Below are 22761 nucleotides of genomic sequence, written 5' to 3' on the forward strand. Positions count from 1 at the left end.
TGCCCCGGCTCAGTCCCGCTCCACCACCAGCGCGCTGCCCTGGCCCACACCCACGCACATCGTGGCCAGTCCGCGCCGGGCGCCGGTGCGGCGCATGCGGTGGAGGAGCGTGGTCAGGATGCGGGCGCCGGAGCAGCCGAGGGGGTGGCCGATGGCGATGGCGCCGCCGCTCGTGTTGACCCGCTCGGGGTCGATGCCGAGGCCGTCCACGCAGGCCAGCGCCTGGGCCGCGAACGCCTCGTTGAACTCCGCCTCCTCGATGGCCGAGATGTCCCAGCCGAGCCGGGTCAGGGCCTTGCGCGTGGCGGGGACCGGGCCGATGCCCATGATGTCGGGGTCGACCCCCGCAGAGGCCCCGGCCGCGTACCGGCCGAGCGACTCCAGGCCGAGGTCGTTCAGCGCCTCCTCGCTCACCAGGAGCAGCCCGGCCGCACCGTCGTTCATCGGTGAGGCGTTGCCCGCCGTCACCGTGCCGCCCTTGCGGAACACCGGCCTCAGAGCGCTGAGCTTCTCGTACGAGGTGTCCTCGCGCACGCACTCGTCGGCCGCCACGACCCGCGCCTCGCGGGTACGGGTGGCCGGGATCTCGACCGGGAGGATCTCGTCGTCGAAGTACCCCTTCGAGCGGGCCTCGGCCGCGCGCTGGTGGCTGCGCAGCGCGAACTCGTCCTGCCGTGCGCGCGAGATGCCGTACCGCTCGGCGACCTCCTCGGCGGTCTCCCCCATCGCGAGCAGGCCGTGCAGCTTGTTCATCTCCGGGTTGACCAGGCGCCAGCCGAGCCGCGTGTCCGCCGTCTGCATCGTGTGCGGGAGCGCCTCGTCGGGGCGCGGCAGCACGAAGGGAGCACGGCTCATCGACTCGGAGCCGCCCGCCAGCACGATGTCGGCCTCCCCGGCGGCGATCGTGCGCGCCGCCGTGGTGACCGCCTCGAGACCCGAGGCGCACAGCCGGTTCACCGTCGCTCCGGGCACGGACTCCGGCAGCCCCGCGAGGAGGGCCGCCATGCGGGCCACGTTGCGGTTGTCCTCGCCCGCCTGGTTGGCGGCGCCCCAGTAGATGTCGTCGATCCTGGCCGGGTCCAGCTGGGGCAGGTCGGCGAGCAGACCGCGGACGACGCCCGCCGCGAGGTCGTCGGGGCGTACGGAGGACAGGGCGCCGCGGAGCTTGCCGATGGGGGTGCGGCGGGCGGCGGCGAAGTGGACTGTGCGCACGGTGCGGCTCCGGATCGATGCGTACGTTAATTAGCGGTGCTAGTTTTGAGTGTAGACGGGGGTGCCCCGGCGGGGAAGGGTTCCCTGGCGATGAGGCGCCCTCCTGGGGCTCCGCCCCCAGACCCCCCGGATCGGCGCTTCGCGCCTCGTCCTCAAACGCCGGACGGGCTGAGACACCCCCGCACCGCCCGCGCCGCGAGCGCACCTTCGCGCGTGACCGCCCTGGCCGACCTCACCCGCCCGACGGCGTTGCCCACCGCGAAGACCCCTGGCTCCGTCGTCCGGAACCCTCCGGCCGGCGACAGCCCCGCCCTGCGGCCCAGCTCCCACTCCGGCACGAAGTCCCCGCTGAACACGACCGTGTCGCACGGGAGATGAGCCGTACGGCCCGATTCCGCCCGGGTGACCCGCACCCCCGTCACGCGCCCATGGCCCAGGATCTCCGTCACCGTCGTCCCGGTGAGGAGCGGGACTCCGTGGTGCAGGCGGCTCGGGGCCGTCCGGTGCCAGGGGGCCGGGGCCTGCGCGAGGTGCGTGGTGATCGCCACGCAGCGCGTGCCCGCGCGGCGCAGGGTGTCCAGGGCCGCATAGCCGACGGGTTCCGCTCCGACCACGACCGCGCGGTCGCCGGCCCTGCGTCCGTAGAGGTGGACGGTCTGCTGGAGTTCGCCCGTGGTGAGGACTCCGGCGGGGCGCGTGCCCGCCACGAGGCGTGCGGCGCGCGGGCGTTCGCGGGCGCCCGTCGCGATGACCACGGCCCGTGCCGTGATCTCTTCGAGGCCGTGCGGGCTCGTCGTGCGCACCGTGCGGGGGCCTGCCCAGCCGGTGACCGTGACGCCGGTGCGTACCGTGGCCCCGGCCGCGAGCGCCGCCGCGACACCGCGGGCCGCCGACGCCGGGCCCGTGAGGGCGCCCCAGGGGCCGAAGCCCCGGTGGGCGCAGTGGCGCGGGACGCCGCCCGCCGTCTCTTCCCGCTCCAGGACCTCGACGCGCACGCCGACGCCGGGGGCGGCGACGCGACCGGGGGCGGCGACGGCGCGGGCCACCGCCAGGCCCGCCGGGCCGCCGCCGATCACCAGGACGTCGACCTGCCGTACGGAGATCCGCTCACTCATGACGTCAACTCACCCCCACCCTGCATCAGTTCACGCACGCGCGCACCACAGTAGAAGCCCTGGCAGCGGCCACTTCTCGCCCGCGTCCTGCGGCGCAGCCCCTCCACCGATACCGGCGGCACCGTGCTCGCCAGCGCGTCGCGGATCTCGCCGCGCGTCACCCGCTCACAGTGGCAGACCACGCTGCCGTACGCGGGGTCGGAGGCGATGAGGTCGGCGCGCTGGTACGGGCGGGGGCTCGCCTCGCCCAGGTTGGGCATGTGAACGCGCGGCAACTCCGCCGGGTGGTCGGCCACTTCGAGGCCCGCCTCCGCCAGGAGCTCCATCACGTGGCGGGCGATCGCCATGGACGCGGTCAGGCCGGTGGAGCGGATGCCGCCGACCGTCACGTAGCGCTCGCCCTCGTGGGAGCGGATCCGGTAGTCCTCGTGCCCGGTGGCGGCGCGCAGACCCGCGTAGACCGTCGTCACCTCCTCGTCGAGGAGGGCGGGGAGGATGTGACGGCCCTTGTCCAGAAGGGAGTTGAGGCCGTCCGGTGTGGACTCGGTGGCCGTCTTGTCGTCGAGGTCCTCCGCCGTAGGGCCGAGCAGGACGTTGCCGTACACGGTGGGCGCGACGAGGACTCCCTTGCCCAGGGCCGTGGGGACCGGCAGCAGGATGTGCCGGACCAGGTCACGGGCGAACTTGTCGAAGACGATCAGCTGGCCGCGGCGCGGGCGGACGGTGAAGTCGTCGTGGCCGAGCAGGCGGTCGACGGTGTCGGCGTGCAGGCCCGCCGCGTTGACGAGGTAGCGGGCGCGGATCTCGCCCCGGGGCGTGGTGAGCGTGTGCGGACCCGCGGAACTCCCGGAACCCCCAAAGCTCCCGGAACCCCCGGCTCCCTCAAAGCTCCCGGAGCCCCCGGAACCTCCGGGATCAACCGCCGTCACCGGGGCGTTGAGGTGGAGGTCCACGCCCGCCCGCACCGCCTGCGTCGCGTACGCCAGCGGGGTCGTCCAGGGGCAGATGATGCTCTCGCCGGGGACGTGGAGCCCGCCGAGCGCGCCGGGGCCCAGGTGCGGCTCGCGGGCGTGCACCTCGGCCGGGTCCAGGAGGCGGGCCTCGGTGCAGCCGTTGCGCTCCGCCTTCGCCAACAGGCCGGGCAGGGCGGCCAGTTGGTCGTCGGTCCAGGCGACCAGGAGCGCGCCGACCGGTTCGACGGGGATGCCGGTCTCGGCCGCGTACGCCGCCAGGAGCTGCCGGCCCTCGCGGACCAGGCGGGCCTCCAGGGAGCCGGGGACCGCGTCGAAACCGGTGTGCAGGATGGCGGTGTTGGCCTTCGAGGTACCCGCGCCGATGTCGTCGGAGGCATCCAGGAGGGCGGTGCGCAGGGGGTGCCGGGCCAGCTCGCGGGCGATGGCGGTCCCGACCACACCCGCGCCGATCACCACGACGTCGTACGGGGAGCCGTCGGACCCGTCGGAGTCGCCGGAGTCGCCGGAGTCGCCGGGCAGGGGACCGGTGCGGGTGAGGGTGCCACGGGTCACAGGACAGCGCCGTCCGGCGTGCGGGCCAGGAGCGCCGCCACCTCCGCTCGGAACGCGGCGCGGCGTTCCGTCGCCTCCGTCGCGGTGATGCGCGGTTCGTAGACCGCGGCCGGGCGCCACTCCGGGAGGGCCTCGCCGACCGTGAGGGACGGGTCGAGGCCGAGGCGGGCGACCGTGGCCACGCCGAGTGCGGTGACGTCCGGCAACGCCGAGACCTCCACCGGGAGTTGGAGCAGGTCCGCCTGTGTCTGCATCAGGAGGGACGAGCGCGTGAGGCCCCCGTCCACGCGCAGGCTCGTCAGCGGGGTGCCGAGGTCCGTGGCGGCCGCGGCGGCGAGCTCGGCGACCTGGGCGGCGATGCCGTCGCACAGGGCGCGGACCAGGTGGCCGGGGGTGGTGTCCAGGCCGAGGCCGGTCAGGGAGCCGCGCAGGTCGCCGCGCCACCAGGGGGCGGCGAGTCCGGCGAGGGCCGGGACGAATGTGACGCCGCCGCTGTCCGGCACCGACGAGCCGACGGGGTCGATGTCCTGCGCGCCGGAGATCACACCGAGGTCGGTGAGCCAGCGGACGGCGGACGCGGCCGTGTACACCTGGCCGTCCAGGCAGTAGCTGGAGCGACCGCCGAGCCGCCAGGCGACACAGCTGACGAGGCCCGAACTGCCGCGCCGGGGGCGGGTTCCGGTGTGGGCGAGCAGGAACGCACCGGTGCCGTAGGTGCACTTGGCGCCGCCCGCCTCGGTGACGTCCTGGGCGAGGAGCGCGGCCTGCTGGTCCACGAGCAGCCCGGTGAGCGGGAGTTCGGGGCCGAAGGCGGTGGTGGTGCCGACCGGGCCCGCCGCGTCGACGACCTGCGGGAGCTCCTCGTCGGTGAGGCCGAAGAGGTCGAGGGCGCGCGGCGACCAGGTGACGGTGTCCAGGTCGAGGAGCTGGGTGCGGCCCGCGGTCGCGGCGTCGGTGGCGTAGGCGCCGGTGAGCCGGTGGACGAGCCAGGCGTCGCTGGTGGTGACCACGCCCGCGCGGGTGCGGTGGCGGCGTATCCACGTCATCTTGGGCGCGGCGAAGTAGGGGTCGAGCGGCAGCCCGGTCAGCTCGCGCAACTCCTCGGCATGCGGGGCGAGTTCGGCGCAGACCGACTCGGCCCTGCGGTCCTGCCAGACCAGCGCGTCGGTGAGCGGCTCGCCCGTCGCGGGGTCCCAGGCGAGCACCGTCTCCCCCTGGTTGGCGAGGCCCACGGCGGCGACGGGCTCCCCGGCCCCGGCGAGCGCGCGGCGGCCCGCCGCCACGACCGAGTCGTACAGGGCGGCCGGGTCGACCTCGACGAGGCCGCCGGGGAGGTGACGGGGGCGCACCGGCGCGGTGCCCGTACCGATCACGCCGCGCTCGGGGCAGACCACGAGGGCCTTCGTGCCGGAGGTCCCCTGGTCGACGGCGAGCACGGGGCGGCTCTCATTCGTGATCACCGCGGCAGACTCCTACAGGCGCCCGAAGGGCGTCAAGGTCTCCTCGCGGTCCGTGTGAGCCGGCAGACATGCGGCGCGGCATTCAATTGATTTCTCATTCATTTTCTTACTCTCGCCACTCCCGGCTCATCTATCACTGTCCGAAAGCACGGCATCGACATAAGCGAATCTTTTAGAAAGCCAAAGACATGGCGCAAGGTGAATTCGGGCCCTTTTCAAGGGAGTTCGGTCGGCGCCCCTTGCGGAAAGCACATGCCAATTGCACGATCGCCTCGTTCCGCAGACCCCCCTTTTCCCCGTCGAGGAGATTCCCGTGGCCACACCCGCGAACAATCGGCTGAGTCTCGGTCCCGATGCCGCACGGCAGCTCGCGACCACCACCAAGACCACCCCGCAGATGCGCGGCATCACGCCCCGCTACCTGCTGCGGGCCATGCCCTGGGTGGACGTCGAGTCGGGCGTCTACCGCGTGAACCGGCGCCGCACCTACGTGCTCGGCGACGACCGCATCACCACCTACAGCGACGACAGCGGCCACCACGTGGTGCCCGGCGACTTACGCGAAGTCCCGTACCTGTGCGACTGCGACGACGCGCTCCTGTCCGAACTCGCCGGGAACTTCACGGAGGTGACCTTCGAGGCCGGGCAGAACCTCGCGACCGAGGGCGAGTCCATGGACCGGCTCTGGGTGATCGTGCGGGGCCGCGCCGAGAAGCGGCTCACCGGGCGGTACGGCGAGGACGCGCTGCTCGAAGTCGTCGGCGACGGCCAGTTCTTCGACCTGGGCGCATGGACCCGCGGCGAGGCCATGCCCTACCGCGTGCAGGCGCTCACCCCGGGCGTCGCCCTGTGCGTCGAGCGCAACGCCCTCGCCTCCCTGACCGGGCGCGACGAGGCGCTGCGCGCGGCCGTGGACGCGTACAGCGCAGGTGAGGGGCCCGAGGCGGGCTCGGAGGCCGCCATCGAGCTGACCGGCGGGCACGTCGGCGAGCCGGAGCTGCCCGCGACGTTCGTCGACTACGAGGACGCGCCGCGCGAGTACCACATGACGCTCGCCCAGACGACGCTGCGCGTGCACTCCCGTGTCGCCGACCTCTACAACGGGCCGATGGACCAGACCCGCACCCAGGCCAATCTGACCGTCCAGGCCCTGCGCGAGCGGCAGGAGAACCTGATGCTCAACCACCCCGAATTCGGGCTCTTCAACAGCGTCTCGGCCGGGCAGCGGGTGCAGTCGCGGACCGGCGCGCCCACCCCGGACGACCTGGACGAGCTGCTCGCGCGGGTGTGGAAGCAGCCCGGCTACTTCGTGGCGCACCCGCGGGCCATCGCCGCGTTCGGCCGCGAATGTACGCGGCGGGGTGTGCCCCCGGTGACGGACAGCCGGTTCGGGAGCCCGCTGCTGACCTGGCGCGGGGTGCCGCTCCTGCCGTCCGACAAGGTGCGCTTCGCCAACGGCGCGGGGCTCGGCGCGGGCACCACGGAGATCCTCCTGATGCGGATGGGCGAGGCCGAGCAGGGCGTGGTGGGGCTGCGGCCCGCGGGCGTGCCGGACGAGGTCGAACCCGGCCTGTCCCAGCGGAACATGGGCACGGACCAGAAGGGCATCACGTCCTATCTGATGACGGCCTACTTCAACACCGCCGTCCTGGTCGAGGACGCCGTCGCCGTACTCCAGAACGTCGAGGTGTCCAAGTACCATGACTATTCCTGACGTCACGTCACTGCGGGCGCCGACTGCCGTGCCGCAGACGGCAGTTCCGGACGCTTCGGGAATTGCTGGAATTCCCGGGGATGCGGCGCCCCGGTCACCGGACCTCGCCACGGCCCAGCCCGTCGACCCGGCCGCCGCCGCGCTCCCCCGCCAGCCCGTCGCCTTCTCCCCGGAGTCGGCGCGCGTCGACATCCCGATCCTGCACCGGACCGTGAACGGCCACCCGCTGGTGTGGCTCGACAACGCGGCCACGACGCAGAAGCCCCGCCAGGTGATCGAGGCGCTCGGCGCCTTCTACGGTGCCGCGAACTCCAACATCCACCGCGGCGCGCACACGATGGCGCGCGAGGCCACGGAGGCGTACGAGGCGGGACGTGCGGCGGTGGCGCAGTTCCTGGGCGCCGAGGGGCCGGAGAGCATCGTCTTCGTGCGGGGCACCACCGAGGCGATCAACCTCGTGGCGCAGACCTGGGGGCGGGCCAACCTGGGGCCGGGCGACGACATCCTGGTGCCCGTCCTGGAACACCACTCGGACATCGTGCCCTGGCAGATGCTCGCGAAGGAGACGCGGGCCCGGCTCGTGCCCGTGCCGCTGACCCCGGACGGGCAGATCGACCAGGACGCATACGCCGATCTGCTCTCCTCGCGCACGCAACTGGTCGCGATCAGCCAGGCGTCGAACGTGCTCGGCACCGTGCCGCCGGTCAAGGAGATGACGGCGCTCGCCCACCGCTACGGCGCGAAGGTCCTGGTCGACGGGGCCCAGGCGGTGGCCCACTTCCCGGTGGACGTACAGGACTTGGGGGCAGACTTCTATGCCTTCTCGGGGCACAAGCTGTTCGCCCCTACAGGCATCGGCGCCCTGTACGCGCGGCCCGAGGTCCTCCAGGAGATGGCGCCCTGGCAGGGCGGCGGCAACATGATCGAGTCCGTCTCGTTCGCCGAGACGACGTTCGCCCCCGCGCCGCATCTGCTGGAGGCGGGCACCGGGCACATCTCCGGTGTCATCGGCCTGCTCGCCGCCCTGAACTGGCTCACCTCCTTCGACCGGGAGGCCGTCACCGCGTACGAGAACGGGCTCATGGCGTACGCGCAGCAGGCCCTCGGGGCCGTGCCGGGGCTCGAGTTGATCGGGGCGGCGCCCGAGCGGATCGCGGTGCTCACCTTCACGCTCGCAGGGCAGGATCCGGCGACCGTCGCGGCCTGGCTCGACCAGGACGGCATCGCGGTCCGCGCGGGGCACCACTGCGCGCAGCCCGCCCTGGCCCACTTCGGCCTGGAGGAGGCGGCGCGGGCCTCGCTCGCCCTCTACAACACCTCCGAGGAGGTGGACCAGTTGGTGGCGTCGCTCCGCCGGCTCCAGGAGAGCGGCGGCGAAGGCCAACAAACCATGAGGTAAGAGGTCAACAGACCGTGAGGTAAAGGGTGTTCCCGTCCGGCCGGGGGGCCGGACGGGAACAGCGGTCCGTGCGCGGCCGGTCACGGAATAGCCAACCGGCGCGCCGATCCGCCACAGCTCGATCTCAAAAGATCCATCAAACGGCAGGGAACCGGAAGAGATCGCTCTACACTGACCGCCGAACAACAGCAACTGCAACTCCTTCGCGCCACCGGCCAGTTGACCGATCCCTCTTCCCCCCAGAGGACTCATGCCCATGCCGTCCGGCCGCCCGGTGTACCACCCGGCGGGCCACGACTCCGCGCTCCGCGCCGTGCTCCAGGACCTGAGAGCGGGCCGCTGGGTGTCGACCCGCACCCTGCTGTCGACGACCCCCGACTGGGCGCTGTGGACGCAGCGCACCCAGATCCTGGCCACCGCGGCAGCCGGCTCGGACGTGGCCTCGGCCTGGCTCGCCGAGGAGCCGGACAGCATCGCCGCCGTCGTGCTGCACACCCGGGTCCTGGTCGAGCGGGCGCTGCGCGCGCACCGGGCGGGGCACCGGCAGCTGCCCGATCTGTGGCGGGAGGCGGCCGCCGCGTGCGGGGACGCCGTCGAGCGCTCCCCCGAGGACCCGGTGCCGTGGATCTGCCTGCTCTCCCTCGCGCAGCTCGACGCGGGCCAGCGCTGGGACGAGCACCGCGTCGCCGCCCCCGAGCCGATGCTCTTCCCCGGCCCCTGGGGGCTCCTGAACGAGGCCGACAAGCGCGACCCGGGCAACCGCGAGGCGTACCACCGGATGCTGCAGTTCGCCTATACGCGGCGGCCGGGCGGCCCGCTCACCGAGGCCGTCAACTTCGCCCAGTGGGCGGCCGCTTCGGCGCCCGCGGGCTCCGCCCTGCACGTCCTGCCGCTCTATACGCGCGTCGAGCGCTACCGCCGGGAAGGCGGCAACGAACACGCCCTCGACCTGCACTGGATCGCCGAGGACGCGATCCGCAGCGCCCAGCGCGCGCTCGGCCTCTGGTTCGAGCACGCCATGCCGGCCGCGACGTCGCTGCTCGACCTCAACCACCTGGCGCACGCGCTGTGGGGAGCGCACCAATTCGAGGACGCGGCACGGGTGTTCACGGTGCTCGACCCCTTCTACACGGTGGCCCCGTGGACGTACCGGACCTCCTCCCCCGGTGACCCGGACGCCGCCGCCGAGGCATTCGTGCAGGCCCGCTACCGCTGCTTCTCCGCGTCCCGCGACCCGGGCTGACCCGCGCCCCCCTTGTTGTCGGCCCCGCAACCGGCCGTTGTCGTCCGTCCCCCGACCGCCCCCCACCGCGCCACTTCCCGGAGGTTCCCCCGTGTCCCGCACCATCTGGTCGAGCGCCGTCCCAGTACCACGCCAGGACGAGGAGCAACGGCTCCGAGAGCTCGGCTACCAACCCGTACTGGCCCGCCGCATGGGCGGGTTCGGCAACTTCGCCATCAGCTTCTCCGTCATCTCGATCCTGTCCGGCTGCATGACGCTGTACGGGTTCGGGCTCGGCACGGGCGGCCCGGCGGTGATGCTCTGGGGCTGGGCGGGCGTCGGGATATTCGTGCTCTTCGTCGGCCTGGCGCTCGCGGAGGTCACCAGCGCCTACCCGACGTCGGGCGCCCTCTACTACATGGCCGACCGGCTCGGCGGACGCCGCTGGGGCTGGTACACGGGCTGGCTCAACCTGCTCGGCCTGCTCGGCGCGATCGCGGGCATCGACTACGGCGCCGCGCAGTTCACCGGGGCGCTGGTCAGCCTGCACTCCGACTTCCGCCCCACCGAGGGCTCGACCTTCCTGATCTTCCTGGCGATCCTGCTGATCCACGCGCTCCTGAACCTGTTCAACGTCCGCCTGGTCAGCCTGCTCAACTCGATCAGCGTGTGGTGGCACCTCGCGGGCGTCGCGATCATCGTGGGCGTGCTCGCGATCGTGCCCGACCACCACCAGTCGCCGTCGTTCGTCTTCGGCGAGTTCGTGAACCAGACCGGCTGGTCGAGCCCCCTGTACGTATGCATGATCGGACTGCTCCTCGCCCAGTACACGTTCTCCGGGTACGACGCCTCAGCGCACCTCTCCGAGGAGACCTCCGACGCCTCCACGTCCGCGCCGCGCGGCATCGTGCGCGCCATCTGGGCGTCCTGGATCGCCGGATTCGTGCTGCTCGCCGGGCTGACGTTCGCCATCCAGGACTACGCGGGCACGCAGGGCAGCGCGACCGGGGTGCCGCCCGCGCAGATCTTCCTCGACGCGCTCGGCTCGTCCGGGGCGACCGCGCTGCTGCTCATCGTGATCGTGGCGCAGCTGTTCTGCGGCAACGCCGAGGTGGCCGCGGCCAGCCGCATGGTGTTCGCGTTCAGCCGCGACAACGCGCTGCCCGGCTCCGCGCTGTGGCGCAAGGTCTCCACCCGCACCCAGACGCCGGTCCCCGCGGTCTGGCTCTCGGTGGGCCTCGCGGCCGTCATCGCGCTGCCGTCCCTCTACTCGAAGACCGCGTACGGCGCGGTGACGGCCATCAACGTCATCGGCATCACGCCCGCCTACGCCATCCCGATCTTCCTGCGGCTGCGCGCGGGCGACCGCTTCCAGCCCGGCCCCTGGAACCTGGGCCGCTGGAGCAAGCCGGTCGGCTGGATCGCCGTGCTCTGGGTAGCCTTCGTGACGGTCCTGTTCTGCCTGCCCCAGGCGTCCCCCGTCACGGTCGACACGATGAACTACGCGTCGATCGCGCTCGCGGTGGTCCTGATCCTCGCGACGGTGTGGTGGTTCGTGGCGCGCCGCTCGTACAGCACGCCGTCCGCGTACGGCACCGACCGCGAGCAGGCGGAGATCGCCGAGGGCATCGTCTGACCCGCCGTCCCGCGGCCTCCCGCATCCAGGAGCGACCGGCAACCGCCCTACGGTTGCCGGTCGTTGAGGATCCGCTCGAAGAGCCGGTGGTCGCGCCAGGCACCGTTGATGTAGAGGAACTGGCGGGCCAGCCCGTACTCCTCGAAGCCGCACTTGGCGAGCACGCGCTGCGAGGCCACGTTGTCGAGGAGGGTGCCCGCCTCGAGGCGGTGCAGGCCGAGCTCGGCGTCGGCGGCCTCGCAGACCCGCTCCGTGGCGAGGGCCGCGAGGCCCCGGCCCACATAGCCGGCGTCCACCCAGTAGCCGACGTTGGCGCTGCACAGCGGGCCGAGCGTGACGTTGCTGAGGGTGATGGCCCCGGCGATGTCGTCGCCCGCGGCGAGCGCCCACAGCACGGTGCGGCCCGCCTCGCGCTGCGCGAGCAGATCGCGGATCCGCTCCGCCTGCCCCCGCTCCGTGAAGAACTCCGCGGACCGGTCCGGCTCCGTCGGACGCAGATGGTCCCGGCTGCGGGTGTAGGCGCGGGCGAACCCGGCCGCGTCGTCGAGGGTGACGGGCCGCAGCACGACGCCGCCGGTGAGGGGCGTGGTCCCGGTGGTGATGGCCATGGTGGTGGTCTCCTCGTCCGCCTCGTCCGCCTTGCTTGCCTTGCTTGCCTTGCTTGCCTTGCTTGCCTCGTCCGCCTTGTCCGCCGTCACATACCGCCCGCGATCTTGAGGATCGCGCCCGTGGCGTACGAGGCGTCGTCCGACAGGAGCCACGACACGGCCCCGGAGATCTCCTCGGGCTGCCCGGCCCGCCCCATCGGGATGCGCTCGGCCATCCAGGCGGGCCGCTCCGGGTCCGCGTGGAACTCGGTCCAGATGACGCCGGGCGCCACGCAGTTGACCCGGATCCCGTCGGCCGCGAGCTCCTTCGACAGCCCCGTCGTCATGGTGTCGACGGCGGCCTTCGCCGCGGCGTAGTGGACGTACTGGCCGGGGCTGCCGAGCTTCGCCGCGTTCGAGGAGATGTTGACGATGGCGCCGCCGCGGCCGGTCCCGGTCATGTCCTGTACGGCCCTGCGGGCGCACAGCAGATAGCCCAGGACGTTGACCTCCAGGGCCTGGCGCATCCCGTCCGGGTCGGCGTCGGCGAGACGGCCGTTGGGGCCGCTGACCCCGGCGTTGTTCACGAGCCCGGTGACCGGGCCGAGCGCGGCGGCCGCCTCGTCGAAGAGCCGGTCCACGGAGGCGGCGTCGGCGGTGTCCACCTGGATCGCCGCGGCCCGACGGCCCGCCGCGCGGACGGTGGCGGCCACGTCTTCCGCGGCCTTCGCGTCGGAGCGGTAGCCGATGGCGACGTCGTGGCCGTCGGCCGCTAGGCGGGCGCAGATGGCGGCGCCGATGCCGCGGCTGCCGCCGGTGACGACGGTGATGGGGTGCGGGTGTTCCACGGGGGCCTCCAGGTGGCTGTGTGTCGCGCCGACTGGATCTTCGCACCCCCGTGGGTGGGGTGCCCTCGCGGGGGCTCAGCCGGTCTTGGCATCTTCCGGCGGCAGGCTGTCCATGAACGAGCTCACCGAGAACACCGCCCGGCCCGCGCCCGCCGGACCGTACCCGGGCGGGGACGTCAGGCCGTGGGACTCCATCGTCGACCGGTACGCGTCGAGCAGACGCACGTGGTACTCGAGCGGGGCGCCCTGCGGGTTGGCCTTGCCGAGGGGCGTGGTCGGTTCGGGGCACCACGTGGTGAAGCGGGGCGTGATGCCGCGCGACATGAAGAAGTCGAGGCCCTCGACCGTCGAGTCGATCGCCTCGTCGACCGTCTTGAAGCCGAACGGCTCGGCCATCTCGACACCCGCGACGAAGTTCGGGATGACGTTGCGCGGCCCGAAGACCTCCGCCGAGTCGAGGATGCGGCGGTGCCACTCGTCGCGGCCGACGTAGCGCTCCTTGCCGGGGCAGTACCGCTCGAACAGGTACGGGTCCCACACCTCGTAGTTGGGGTGGTAGATCCGCACTCCGTAGTCGTGGAAGCGCTGCACGTCCTCCTTGGGGAGGGCCTGCGCGACGACCTTGCCGATCCAGCGGCCGGGGAAGCGCTCCTCGATGGCCTTCGCGTACTCGCCGTAGAAGTCGGCCTCGTCCTTGCCGCCGATGTGCGAAGTGATGGCGCCGCCGGTCAGGGTGTACGCCGTGGAGGACTTGTTCGTGTCGTACCGGTCGATGATCTCCAGCGCCTCGAGGACCTCCTCGACCGGCTTGACGCCCGTGTAGGGGCGGCCGGCGGCCTTGTGCTGGCGCCAGTTGTGGTTGATGTCGCAGTACTGGCACTCCTCCTTGGCGCCGAAGTACTGGCACACCCGGAAGACCGTGAGGTAGATCAGGTAGCCCCACTGGATGGTGGGGGCGACCTCCATAACCGACTTTCCGTTGGAAAGCTTGTGCCGGTAGTAGTCGGGCATGGGCGGCGCCCCGACGTCGGAGATCCGGCGGCCGTCCAGGTAGAGCCCCAGCACGCCCTCCTCGTCGGCGGCCACGCGGTAGGGCGAGGACGGGTTCACGCGTACGGAGACGATGGTGCGGCGCAGCTCGTACGGGCCGCCGGTGAGGATGATCTCCTCCGGCGGGCGGCGCAGGGCGGCCTCGCCGAGCTCCGGCAGGGTGCCGTGGTCGAAGGAGAAGATGAAGTAGGACTTCGGCTTGACCTCGCCTGCTGCCTCGTTGGCGGTATCACTGAGTGCCGACTCGTCGAAGGCGATGCCGCCGCGCAGCAGGTCCTCCTTGATCACGGCTTCCCGCGGGACGTGCGGGAACCGCTCCATGAGTCCCTCGATCATCTCGGTACGGCTGCCGGTGCGGCTCTGCATGTGCCGGGCTCCTCGGATCCAGGCGGAGTGCTCTTCGCCCTCTGCTTCTCCCCCACGCTAACCCCGCCGCTACGGGGCCGGGATCCGCCCCCGGTAGCACTCGGGCTCCGCCGGGGGGCCGAGTACGATCTCCGCCATGCCGCCCGCCACCCCGCACGCCCCCGAACCAGTTGACGGAAACGGCATACCCGGGCAAACCGCGCACTCTAGGATTCACCCTTCCGCAGCGGGGCAGCGGGGCAGCGGGGCAGCGGGGCAGCGGGGCAGCGGGGCAGCGGGGCAGCGGGGCAGCGGGGCAGCTGTGCTCCTGCCCCTGTTCCCGCCCCCGTTCCCGCCTCGGCGGACCGGGGGGCGACCGTCGCCCCACCGAGCACTGCCCCGCCAGCCCCCGCTCACCTCGCACGGCGGGCGAGCGCCCGCAAGGACGTGCTCTTCGCCGTGCGCTCCGCCACCGCCCTGCACCGGCTCCTCGACGTCCTTCCCGTCTTTGCCGGGGACGAGCGGATCCGGCGCCGCTTCACCCTCGTCCCCGGGTCCGAGTTCGGCGTCGACGCCCTCGCCGCCATCGAGCGGGCCGGGGCCCATGTCCTGCCGTGGGCCGAGGCGTGTGGCCGCGCGCACGACCTGGTCCTCGCGGCAAGCCCCAAGGGCGAGTTGGAGCGGCTGAGCGGGCCGCGCGTCCTGTTGCCGCATGGCGCCGGGTTCAACAAGGCGGTGCCGGAAGGCGGTTCGGCCGACGGCGGTGCGGCTGACGGCAGTTCAGCCGACGGCGGTTCGGCCGACTCCGCCTCGGGGCTCGACCCCGCGCTCCTGCTGCGCTCCGGTCGCCCCCTCGCCCGGCTGCACGCCCTCGCCCACCCCAGCCAGCTCGACCGGCTCGCCGCCGAGTGCCCGGACGCCGCCGCGCGGGCCACTGTCACCGGCGACCCCACGTTCGACCGGGTCCTGGAGTCGCTGCCCCTGCGCGAGCGGTACCGCGCCGCCCTGCGCACCGACGGCCGCACCCTCGTCGTCCTCACTTCGACCTGGGGGCCCGAGTCGCTGCTCGCCCGCCGCCCCGGCCTGCCCGCCGCGCTCACCGCCCACTTCCCCCTGGACTCCTACCAGTTCGCCCTCGTGCTGCACCCGAACGAGCACAACAGGACCGGGGAGTTCGACCTGGCCGAGCAGCTGGCCCCCGCCCTCGCGGCCGGACTGGTCGTGGCCCGGCCGCACGAGGAGTGGGCCGCCGTCCTCGTCGCCGCCGACGCCGTCGTCACCGACCACGGTTCGGCGGCCCTGTACGCGGCGGCCGCGCGTGACGTCCCGGTGATCGCCGCCTGCGACGGGGGCGGCGAGGTCATTCCCGGCACCCCGATGGCTCAACTCCTGTCCATGGCACCGGTGTTGGAGCACGCGGACGACCTGGAGCGGGCCCTGGCCGCTCATCGGCCCGCCCACGCCCGCGCCCTGGCCGAGCCCGCCTTCGCCGAACGCGGCCGCGCCCTGCCCCGGCTGCGCGAGGAGCTGTACCACCTCCTCGGGCTCGACCCGCACCCCTCCTCCCCCGTCACGGCGCGCCCGCTGCCCGACCCCGCCCCGTCGGCCCGCACCCTCACCTCCCGCACCGCCTTCGCCGCCTTCGCCGCCTTCGCCGTACGGGTCGACCTCGACGCGCCCGCGCCCGGTCGCGACGGCGCCCCCGTCCCCGTACGCGTACGCGTGGAAAGGCGTCCGCCGGGCGGCGACGGGCCCCTGCATCACCTCGCCGCCGAGCACGGCGCGGCCGGGGAGCGGCAGTTGCACAGCGCCGGGCTCATCTACCGACGCGCGGCGTCCCGCCCGGCACGCGGCGAGAGCTGGACCGTCGGCGCCTGGACCACTCAGGTCCTCGCCGCCTACCCGGGCCCGCGCACGGCCGCCGTCGTGCTCGACGGCTCGCGGTGCGTGCTGCGTGAGACGGGAGGCGCGCTGCTCACGCTCACGGTGGAGCCGGACCGTTCCGACGAGGGGCGGGTGCGCCGGGCGGATCCGGCGGCGGTGCTGTCGGCGGCACACGCGTGGCTGAGGGAGCTGGAGGAAGGGGAGGACGTGCACCTCCTGCCCATCGCCCTCACCTGCGCGCTCGGGGGCCGCACTTACGCTGCGCGGCTCGCCGTGGCCACCGAGGACGAGGCCCTCCTCGAGTTCCAGTAGCGCTCCCCCGTACGGCGGAGGAGGTCCGTCCCGTACGACGACGTGGACTGTGCCTACCGGGCGCCAGCATGATCTCCATGCTGAAACCGACGGTCAAAGCCCTTCCGGACGTGCCCCGTTGGGCCGCGCTCGCCGCCCACGCCGTGCCCCTCGTCGTCCTGCCGTCGAGCCTGTGGCGGGTGGCCCTGGTCGCGAGGGCTCCGGTCGCGCCCGAGGAGCAACTCCCGGACACCCTGCCGCTCTCGGCCTACATCCTCTCGCTGAGCGTCGTCTCCGAGGTCCTGGCGTTTCTGACGCTGGGCCTGGTGCGGGCATGGGGCGAGGTCGTGCCCGGCTGGATTCCGGTGCTGGGCGGGCGCCGGGTGCGGCCGCTCGCGGCGGTGGCGCCCGCGGTGTTCGGCGTGACCGCGCTGACGGCGCTCGTCGGCTGGTTCTCCTATGCCTCGTACGCGGATCTCGGGGGCGGCGCCCAGGTCACGGACACGCCGCTCCAGTCGGCGGTCCTGACGGTCTGCTATGTGCCGCTGATCGCGTGGCCGGTGCTGCTGGGGGCGGTGACGGTCGCCTACTACCGGCGCAGGGTCAGCGCGCCGGGGAGAGCGCCACTCGGCGTCGCTCCCGGTCGACTTCGGTGACGCGGACCATGACGTCGTCGCCCTCCCGGAGACCGGGCTCCGGCCCGTGGATCAGCCCCTCGATCCCCTCGGCGACCCGGACGAAGACGCCGAACGGAACCAACTTCGTCACCTGCCCCCGGAGTTCACGCCCTGGTCCGGCCTCGTCGGCGAACGCCTGGAACGGGTCCGGCCGCATCGCCCGCAGGGACAGCCTCGCCTCCAGGTTCCAGTCGTCGAACTGGAGGAACTCGCAGGTCACGTGCTGTCCGACCTGGACGACGTCGGACGCCGCCTCGATGCGCTGCCAGGCCAGCTCCGGGATCGTGATGAATCCGACTCCCGGGTGGACCGGGTGGCCGGGGCCGTCGTCCAGCGCCACGAAGACGCCGAACCGCTCGATCGCCGCGACCGTGCCGGAGAGGAGCTCGCCCTGGCGGAGCGACGCGAGGAACGCGCAGAGCTCGGGGTGGTCGTGCTCGGTCAGTCCGCCGGTGCCGCTGCCCCTGCCCCCGCTCGCGCCCATGGCGGACAGCCTACGGCGTCCCCGCCAGGCCCCCGCCCCGCTCCCGTAGCGTCCGGGCCGCCTCTCGGTGGTGACCTGCCGCCGCCGTGTCGCCCGTCGCCTCCGCGAGAGCGGTGAGCGCGTCCAGGACGCGGAGTTCGTCCTGGAGCGAGTGGCGGGCGCGGGCCGCCGCGAGCGATGCCTCGTACAGGGGGCGGGCCTCGTCGTGGTGGCCGAGTGCGCTGAGCACCCGGCCCAGTTCGAAGCCGGTGCGTTTCGTCATGCGGGAGCGGTTCAGGCGGCGGGCCTCCGCGTGGGACCACCTCAACAGCTCGGCGGCGCGGTCGAGTTCACCGAGTCCTGCCAGCGCCTTGCCCTGCTGATACGTCTGGAGGAGCGCGCCGTACTCGTTGCCGATCTCCACGTGGATGCGGCGCGACGTCTCGAAGTACGCGGCCGCGTCCACCCATTGGCCGCGCGCGAAGCGGAGCTGGCCGTGGAAGTCCAGGACCGAGGCGCGCAGCTTCCGGTCCCCGTCGTCCTCGCCGAGCACGGCGTCCGCGGCGCGCAGGGCGGCGTCCAGTTCCGCTGCGGCCGCCTCGTGGTCGCCCTGTTCCCAGAGCGGGCGGGCCAGTTGGCAGCGCAGCCGGATCGCGGCGCGGGCCCGTCCCGCGCGCAGTGCGGCGTCGCGGCCGGTGCGGAACGCGTCGGTCACGTCGAGGTAGTGGGGGTGGTCCACGAAGTGGGTCAGCAAGGGCTCGCAGAGGGCCCATGCCTCGTCGTCGAGGCCGTGGGCGTACGCGGTGCGCACACAGGCGTAGAGCGCGCGGCGTTCGCGCTCCAGCCACCGGTAGGCCGCGTCCTTGGCGGCAGCCTGCGCGGCCTCGGCCCCGCCCTCCGCAGCGGCGGCTTCCTCGGCGGCCCCGTCCGCCGCCCTCGCGGCGCCGGTGAAGAGGACGTCCGGGGCACCGGGCACCTCCTCCACCCGCTCCGCCAGGACGAGCCGCGGCCCGGCCGCGAGCGCGTCGGCGCGCTGGGCCTGGCGGAGGTACCAGCGGACGATCCGGCGCCGCGCCTCGTCGGTCTCCGTGCCCGGACCGTCGCGCCGCGCCTCGCCGGACTCCGTGCCCCTCCCCTCGCGCCGCGCCTCGCCGGACTCCACACCCCGCCCCTCGCCGCGGGCCCGCCGGGCGCAGCGCGCGGCGTGCGCGCGCAGCAGGTCGTGCATGCGCAGGCGCCCGTCCCGGCCGGCCGTCAGGAGGCTGCACCGCACCAGCTCGTCGAGGGCGTCCTCCGCGGTGTCCTGGCCCCGGCCGAGCAGCGCCGTGGCCGCGTCGGGCGAGATGTCGGGGCCGGGGCTCGCGGCGAGGAGCCGGTAGAGCAGGGCCGCCGAGGGGCCCAGTTCTTCGTAGGTGGCGTCCCACACCGCTTCCACCAGGGGAACCCCCTTCTCCTCGAAGCGTCGGGCGAGTTCGGCGATGATCCGGGACATCCGGCGCGTCTCGTGGGAGCGCAGCCACTGCGCGGCGACCTCGAGGGCGGCGGGCAGGCCACCGCAGACGCGGGCGAGCGCGGTCACCGAGGACGGGTCGGCGGCCAGGCGGGCGTCCGTCACAGTCCGCAGCAGCAGCTCCTCGGCGTCCCGTTCGCCGAGCGGGCCGACGGCGAGTTCCAGGTCGGCCCCGCCCTTGATGCCGTGCAGCTTCTCCTGGCCGAGGGCGAGCACGACGCTGTCGGACGAGGCGGGAAGGAGTGCGTCGACCTCGCTGCCCGTGCGGGCGTTGTCCAGGATGACCAGGACACGGCGGTCGCCGGTCTGTTCCCAGTACTGCCGCTGCCGCTTGCCGAGGGTCTTCTCCAGGAGGTCGCGGGCGGTGAAGGAGGCGAGGAGCTCCCCGAGGGCCTCGGTGAGGTCGGTGCCGCCGTCGCGCCGGTGGTCGTCGAGGTTGGTGTAGCGCACGAAGTACGTGCCGTCGGCGGCGAGCCTGCGGGCCAGGTGCACGCCGAGCGCGGTCTTGCCGACGCCGTGCACCCCGTGGATCGACACCACGAGGGGCCGCCCGGCCCCCGGTGCCCGCTCCGCGGCGGCCCGCAGCACCCGGGTGCGCTCGGCGGTGCGGTCCGCGAAGTGGCGTACGTCGGGCGGGAGCTGAAGGGTCATCCGGGCGGGACCGTCGGCAACTGGTCCGTTTTCCCCGTAGTTGTGCACATGCACCCCGTGCATGCTGCCCGCCTGGATCGCCGTCCCGATCCGGGCCCCGCCCCCCACACTGTTGTTCACCTGATCGACCACGCGCCAACTCTAGGGGCACATCGCACACTTGGGCCCACGCTCCGGTCATACCCGGGCCCACCTGCGGCGCGATCATCGCCATGGGGCAGGATGAGCGACCGCGCGGCGCCATGTCCGTATCTTTCCGGGCCCGCGTGAACGTCAACGGAAGAGGACTGAGGACGGATGAACCGAGCCCTCACAGTGCACGATCTGATCGTCGCCGGGATCGCGGTGTTCGCGGGCGTCGCCGCGGGGCTGCTGCTGCGCGCGCTGCTGCGCTGGCTGGGCCGGCACGCCCTGCGGACGCGGTGGAGCGGCGACGACGTGATCGTGGACGCGCTGCGCGCCCTGGTGCCGTGCGCGGCGATCGCCGGGGGCCTGGCCGCGGCGGCCACGGCACTGCCGCTGACGCCGCAGGTCGGCCGCAACGTGCACGTCACGCTGATCGCGCTGCTCATCCTGGCGTCGACGGTGACGGCGGCACGGATCGTGGCGGGCCTGGTGCGCGGGCTCGCGCAGTCCCGGCAGGGCGTGGCCGGTTCGGCCACCATATTCGTGAACATCACCCGGGTCGTGGTCCTCGCGATCGGCTTCCTGGTGATGCTGCAGACCCTCGGCATCTCCATCGCGCCGCTGCTCACCGCCCTCGGCGTGGGCGGTCTCGCCGTCGCGCTCGCCCTCCAGGACACCCTCGCCAACCTCTTCGCGGGTGTGCACATCCTCGCGTCCAAGACGGTGCAGCCCGGCGACTACATCCGCCTCAGCAGCGGCGAGGAGGGCTACGTCGTCGACATCAACTGGCGCAACACCGTGGTGCGTCAGCTCTCCAACAACCTCGTCATCATCCCCAACACCCAGCTGTCGGGCACCAACATGACCAACTACAGCCGCCCCGAGCAGGAGCTGTCGATCATGGTGCAGGTGGGAGTGAGCTACGACAGCGACCTGGAGCACGTCGAGCGGGTGACCATCGAGGTGGTCGAGGACGTGATGACGGACATCACGGGCGCCGTCCCGGACCATGAGGCGGCCGTCCGCTTCCATACGTTCGGTGACTCCCGCATCGGGTTCACGGTGATCCTGGGGGTCGGCGAGTTCAGCGACCAGTACCGGATCAAGCACGAGTTCATCAAGCGGCTGCACCAGCGCTACCGCGCCGAGGGCATCCGGGTGCCCGCACCGGCCCGCACCGTGACGGTCAAGCGGCCCGACGGCGAGGGCGCGGGAGCGGGGACGGGTGCGGGCGAGGATGCGCCGGTCAATGAGCTCTCGGGGCTCATCCCGCATCAGTCAACGGTCAAGGAGCGGAACGAGGTAGCGCCGCACGAACGCCCGTGACTGGTCGTCCTCCTCCAGCACGAAGCAGCTGACGGGGTTGAGCAGGAAGGAGACCGTGATCCGGATCATCAGCTCCGCCACCGGCGTCGGATCGCTCTCCGGCCTGCCCTCCGTGCGCTGCGCGCGGCGCAGCCGGGTGGCGAGGTACTCCCGCATAGCGAGGAAGGCCGGGCCGCTGTCCACCGTGAGGAAGGGCAGCATGAACTCCGGCTCCAGGCGCATCAGTCCGCCGATCAGCGGGTGGTCGCGCAGATGCCGGTGGAGGACGACGAAGCCTTCGACCAGGCGCTCCTCCATCGTCGGCAGCTCCGCGACGGCCTCGTCGACCTCGGCGACGAAGCGGCGGTACTCGCGCAGCAGGCACTCCTGCACGAGCTGGTCCTTGTTGCCGACGCGGCGGTAGACGGTGACGCGGGAGACCCGGGCCCGCTTCGCCACGTCGTCGACGGTGGAGCGGCGCACGCCGAAGGTGATGAACTGCTCGCGCGCCGCGTCCAGGACCTTCTCGCGGAGCGGATCCGGCTCCGGGGCCGCTGCCGCCGCCCGGGCGATGAGCGCCGCCCCGGCCTTGCTGTCACCCGTCGACCCGGCCACAGTCGCCCCCCGTCCCCGCTCCTGACGGCGCACTGCCGCACCGCAGTTACAAAGACACTAACTCAACTGCTCTGTATCACGACCGAGTCCGCCGAGCTTGTCCGGGTTCATCTGGATCCGCATCTCCTGGACACGCCCGTCGGCCAGTTCGACGACGAGCACACCGGCGGGCACCCCGCCCAGCGAGAACACCACGCCCGCCTGACCGTTGATCCGCGCGGACTCGACCACGACGTCCTCGTAGCCCGGCTTGGCGAGGACTCCGAGGATCCAGCGCGCCACGTGTTCGGTGCCCCGGACCGGGCGGCGGGCCGCCGTCACCTTGCCGCCGCCGTCCGACCAGGCGGTCACGTCGGGGGCGAGCAGCTCCATCACCGCGTTCAGGTCGCCGCCCGTGCAGGCGGCGAGGAACTTCTCGGTGACTTCCCTGCGGGCACTCTCGTCGGTGTCGTAGCGGGGGCGCCTGGCCTGGACGTGGTCGCGGGCCCGGTGCGCGGTCTGGCGCACGGTGGCCTCGCCGCGGCCGACGGCCTCGGCGATCTCCGCGTACGCGTATCCGAAGACCTCGCGCAGCACGAACACCGCGCGCTCCAGCGGGCTCAGGGACTCCAGGACCACCAGCATGGCCAGCGAGACGGAGTCGGCGAGCTCCGCGTCCTCCGCGATGTCGGGGCTGGTCAGGAGCGGCTCGGGCAGCCACGGGCCGACGTAGGACTCGCGTTGTGCGCGGGCCGAGGTGAGCCGGTTCAGGCTGAGGTTGGTGACGGTGCGCACCAGATACGCCTTGGGGTGGCGCACCGTCGCGCGGTCGGCGTCGGCCCACTTGAGCCAGGCGTCCTGGAGGATGTCCTCGGCGTCGGCGACGCTTCCGAGCATGCGGTAGGCGGTGGCGAACAGCAGCCGCCGGTGCTCGGTGAACGCGTCGTCGGCCGTGTCGCTGGTGCTCTTCGCGTCGATCACGCACGTCAGGCTGCCAGGGGACGTCTGCGCCCGGCAAGCGAGGGGGTTCCTGCGCCGGGTGTGCCGGGTGGCCGGTCTTCGCCTGCGCGCCGAGCGGCGAACTCCCGCGTGGGTAGGCTCGGTTGCCGTACCGACGGCGGGCAGGGACAGGGCAGGAACTGGGGG

The 22761-nt window shown here is 73.0% G+C and carries 18 protein-coding genes; 7 read left to right on the forward strand and 11 right to left on the reverse strand.

Features of this window, described 5'->3' with window-relative positions; translation table 11 throughout:
• Nucleotides 1-9: 9 nt before the first annotated feature.
• From ACFWYM_RS14500 to ACFWYM_RS14515, 4 genes are all read right to left on the reverse strand, one after another.
• Nucleotides 10-1212: a thiolase family protein gene (locus tag ACFWYM_RS14500; protein ID WP_384835358.1), complete on the reverse strand. Its 1203-nt coding sequence runs from the start codon at nucleotides 1210-1212 to the stop codon at nucleotides 10-12.
• A 152-nt stretch (nucleotides 1213-1364) separates the two neighbouring features.
• The gene (locus ACFWYM_RS14505) at nucleotides 1365-2327 is read right to left on the reverse strand and encodes an NAD(P)/FAD-dependent oxidoreductase (RefSeq protein WP_384835361.1); all 963 of its coding nucleotides are present in this window, start codon (nucleotides 2325-2327) and stop codon (nucleotides 1365-1367) included.
• Nucleotides 2324-3853, reverse strand: coding sequence for an FAD-dependent oxidoreductase (locus ACFWYM_RS14510; RefSeq protein ID WP_384835364.1), 1530 nt, complete (start codon nucleotides 3851-3853; stop codon nucleotides 2324-2326). Before ACFWYM_RS14510 ends, ACFWYM_RS14505 begins: the two co-directional genes overlap by 4 nt.
• Nucleotides 3850-5313 carry an FGGY family carbohydrate kinase gene (locus ACFWYM_RS14515; RefSeq protein ID WP_384835367.1) on the reverse strand — a complete coding sequence of 488 codons (1464 nt, stop codon included), beginning with the start codon at nucleotides 5311-5313 and terminating at the stop codon, nucleotides 3850-3852. Before ACFWYM_RS14515 ends, ACFWYM_RS14510 begins: the two co-directional genes overlap by 4 nt.
• Before the next feature lie 313 nt (nucleotides 5314-5626).
• Here ACFWYM_RS14515 and ACFWYM_RS14520 point away from each other — a divergent pair, with 313 nt between their 5' ends.
• The 4 genes from ACFWYM_RS14520 to ACFWYM_RS14535 all read left to right on the forward strand — a co-directional run bounded on the left by ACFWYM_RS14520 (nucleotide 5627) and on the right by ACFWYM_RS14535 (nucleotide 11284).
• A complete protein-coding gene (locus ACFWYM_RS14520; RefSeq protein WP_384835370.1) occupies nucleotides 5627-7027 on the forward strand; it encodes a family 2B encapsulin nanocompartment shell protein in 1401 nt (466 codons plus the stop codon).
• Nucleotides 7014-8426, forward strand: a complete 1413-nt coding sequence (locus ACFWYM_RS14525; protein ID WP_384835373.1) for a SufS family cysteine desulfurase — start codon at nucleotides 7014-7016, stop codon at nucleotides 8424-8426. Before ACFWYM_RS14520 ends, ACFWYM_RS14525 begins: the two co-directional genes overlap by 14 nt.
• A gap of 250 nt (nucleotides 8427-8676) precedes the next feature.
• Complete coding sequence (locus ACFWYM_RS14530; RefSeq protein ID WP_384835376.1) at nucleotides 8677-9669, forward strand: hypothetical protein; 993 nt, start codon at nucleotides 8677-8679, stop codon at nucleotides 9667-9669.
• Between the two features lie 91 nt (nucleotides 9670-9760).
• Nucleotides 9761-11284, forward strand: coding sequence for an amino acid permease (locus ACFWYM_RS14535; RefSeq protein WP_384835378.1), 1524 nt, complete (start codon nucleotides 9761-9763; stop codon nucleotides 11282-11284).
• 47 nt (nucleotides 11285-11331) lie between these two features.
• On the opposite strand, the gene ACFWYM_RS14540 is transcribed toward ACFWYM_RS14535, so the two are convergent.
• The 3 genes from ACFWYM_RS14540 to ACFWYM_RS14550 form a co-directional block, all read right to left on the reverse strand.
• On the reverse strand, nucleotides 11332-11892 hold the full coding sequence (locus ACFWYM_RS14540) for a GNAT family N-acetyltransferase (protein ID WP_384835711.1): 561 nt from the start codon (nucleotides 11890-11892) through the stop codon (nucleotides 11332-11334).
• Nucleotides 11893-11978: 86 nt separating this feature from the next.
• On the reverse strand, nucleotides 11979-12719 hold the full coding sequence (locus ACFWYM_RS14545; RefSeq protein WP_384835381.1) for an SDR family NAD(P)-dependent oxidoreductase: 741 nt from the start codon (nucleotides 12717-12719) through the stop codon (nucleotides 11979-11981).
• A 75-nt stretch (nucleotides 12720-12794) separates the two neighbouring features.
• Entirely contained in the window at nucleotides 12795-14135 is a 1341-nt protein-coding gene (locus tag ACFWYM_RS14550; RefSeq protein WP_384835384.1) for a radical SAM protein, read from the reverse strand.
• A gap of 426 nt (nucleotides 14136-14561) precedes the next feature.
• Here ACFWYM_RS14550 and ACFWYM_RS14555 point away from each other — a divergent pair, with 426 nt between their 5' ends.
• Nucleotides 14562-16310, forward strand: a complete 1749-nt coding sequence (locus ACFWYM_RS14555; RefSeq protein ID WP_384835387.1) for a translation initiation factor 2 — start codon at nucleotides 14562-14564, stop codon at nucleotides 16308-16310.
• A gap of 77 nt (nucleotides 16311-16387) precedes the next feature.
• A complete protein-coding gene (locus ACFWYM_RS14560) occupies nucleotides 16388-16945 on the forward strand; it encodes a hypothetical protein (RefSeq protein ID WP_384835389.1) in 558 nt (185 codons plus the stop codon).
• On the opposite strand, the gene ACFWYM_RS14565 is transcribed toward ACFWYM_RS14560, so the two are convergent.
• Complete coding sequence (locus ACFWYM_RS14565) at nucleotides 16893-17450, reverse strand: S1 RNA-binding domain-containing protein (protein WP_384835392.1); 558 nt, start codon at nucleotides 17448-17450, stop codon at nucleotides 16893-16895. The two genes, ACFWYM_RS14560 and ACFWYM_RS14565, sit on opposite strands and share 53 nt — an antisense overlap.
• Before the next feature lie 10 nt (nucleotides 17451-17460).
• Nucleotides 17461-19722 carry an AAA family ATPase gene (locus tag ACFWYM_RS14570; protein ID WP_384835395.1) on the reverse strand — a complete coding sequence of 754 codons (2262 nt, stop codon included), beginning with the start codon at nucleotides 19720-19722 and terminating at the stop codon, nucleotides 17461-17463.
• A 165-nt stretch (nucleotides 19723-19887) separates the two neighbouring features.
• On the opposite strand from ACFWYM_RS14570, the gene ACFWYM_RS14575 reads away from it, so the two are divergent.
• The gene (locus ACFWYM_RS14575) at nucleotides 19888-21042 is read left to right on the forward strand and encodes a mechanosensitive ion channel family protein (RefSeq protein WP_384835398.1); all 1155 of its coding nucleotides are present in this window, start codon (nucleotides 19888-19890) and stop codon (nucleotides 21040-21042) included.
• Here ACFWYM_RS14575 and ACFWYM_RS14580 read toward each other — a convergent pair.
• A complete protein-coding gene (locus ACFWYM_RS14580) occupies nucleotides 20995-21594 on the reverse strand; it encodes a TetR/AcrR family transcriptional regulator (protein ID WP_384835714.1) in 600 nt (199 codons plus the stop codon). The genes ACFWYM_RS14575 and ACFWYM_RS14580 overlap by 48 nt on opposite strands.
• A gap of 99 nt (nucleotides 21595-21693) precedes the next feature.
• The gene (locus ACFWYM_RS14585; RefSeq protein ID WP_384835401.1) at nucleotides 21694-22596 is read right to left on the reverse strand and encodes an RNA polymerase sigma-70 factor; all 903 of its coding nucleotides are present in this window, start codon (nucleotides 22594-22596) and stop codon (nucleotides 21694-21696) included.
• Nucleotides 22597-22761: the final 165 nt, after the last annotated feature.

The organism is Streptomyces sp. NPDC059009, assembly GCF_042740175.1.
GTDB lineage: Bacteria > Actinomycetota > Actinomycetes > Streptomycetales > Streptomycetaceae > Streptomyces.

Coding starts and splice junctions, on each gene's coding strand:
- ACFWYM_RS14505 (WP_384835361.1), bottom strand. CDS start 2,327: ATGAGTGAGCGGATCTCCGTACGGCAGGTCGACGTCCTGGTGATCGGC.
- ACFWYM_RS14525 (WP_384835373.1), top strand. CDS start 7,014: ATGACTATTCCTGACGTCACGTCACTGCGGGCGCCGACTGCCGTGCCG.
- ACFWYM_RS14530 (WP_384835376.1), top strand. CDS start 8,677: ATGCCCATGCCGTCCGGCCGCCCGGTGTACCACCCGGCGGGCCACGAC.
- ACFWYM_RS14540 (WP_384835711.1), bottom strand. CDS start 11,892: ATGGCCATCACCACCGGGACCACGCCCCTCACCGGCGGCGTCGTGCTG.
- ACFWYM_RS14550 (WP_384835384.1), bottom strand. CDS start 14,135: ATGCAGAGCCGCACCGGCAGCCGTACCGAGATGATCGAGGGACTCATG.
- ACFWYM_RS14560 (WP_384835389.1), top strand. CDS start 16,388: ATGCTGAAACCGACGGTCAAAGCCCTTCCGGACGTGCCCCGTTGGGCC.
- ACFWYM_RS14565 (WP_384835392.1), bottom strand. CDS start 17,450: ATGGGCGCGAGCGGGGGCAGGGGCAGCGGCACCGGCGGACTGACCGAG.
- ACFWYM_RS14575 (WP_384835398.1), top strand. CDS start 19,888: ATGAACCGAGCCCTCACAGTGCACGATCTGATCGTCGCCGGGATCGCG.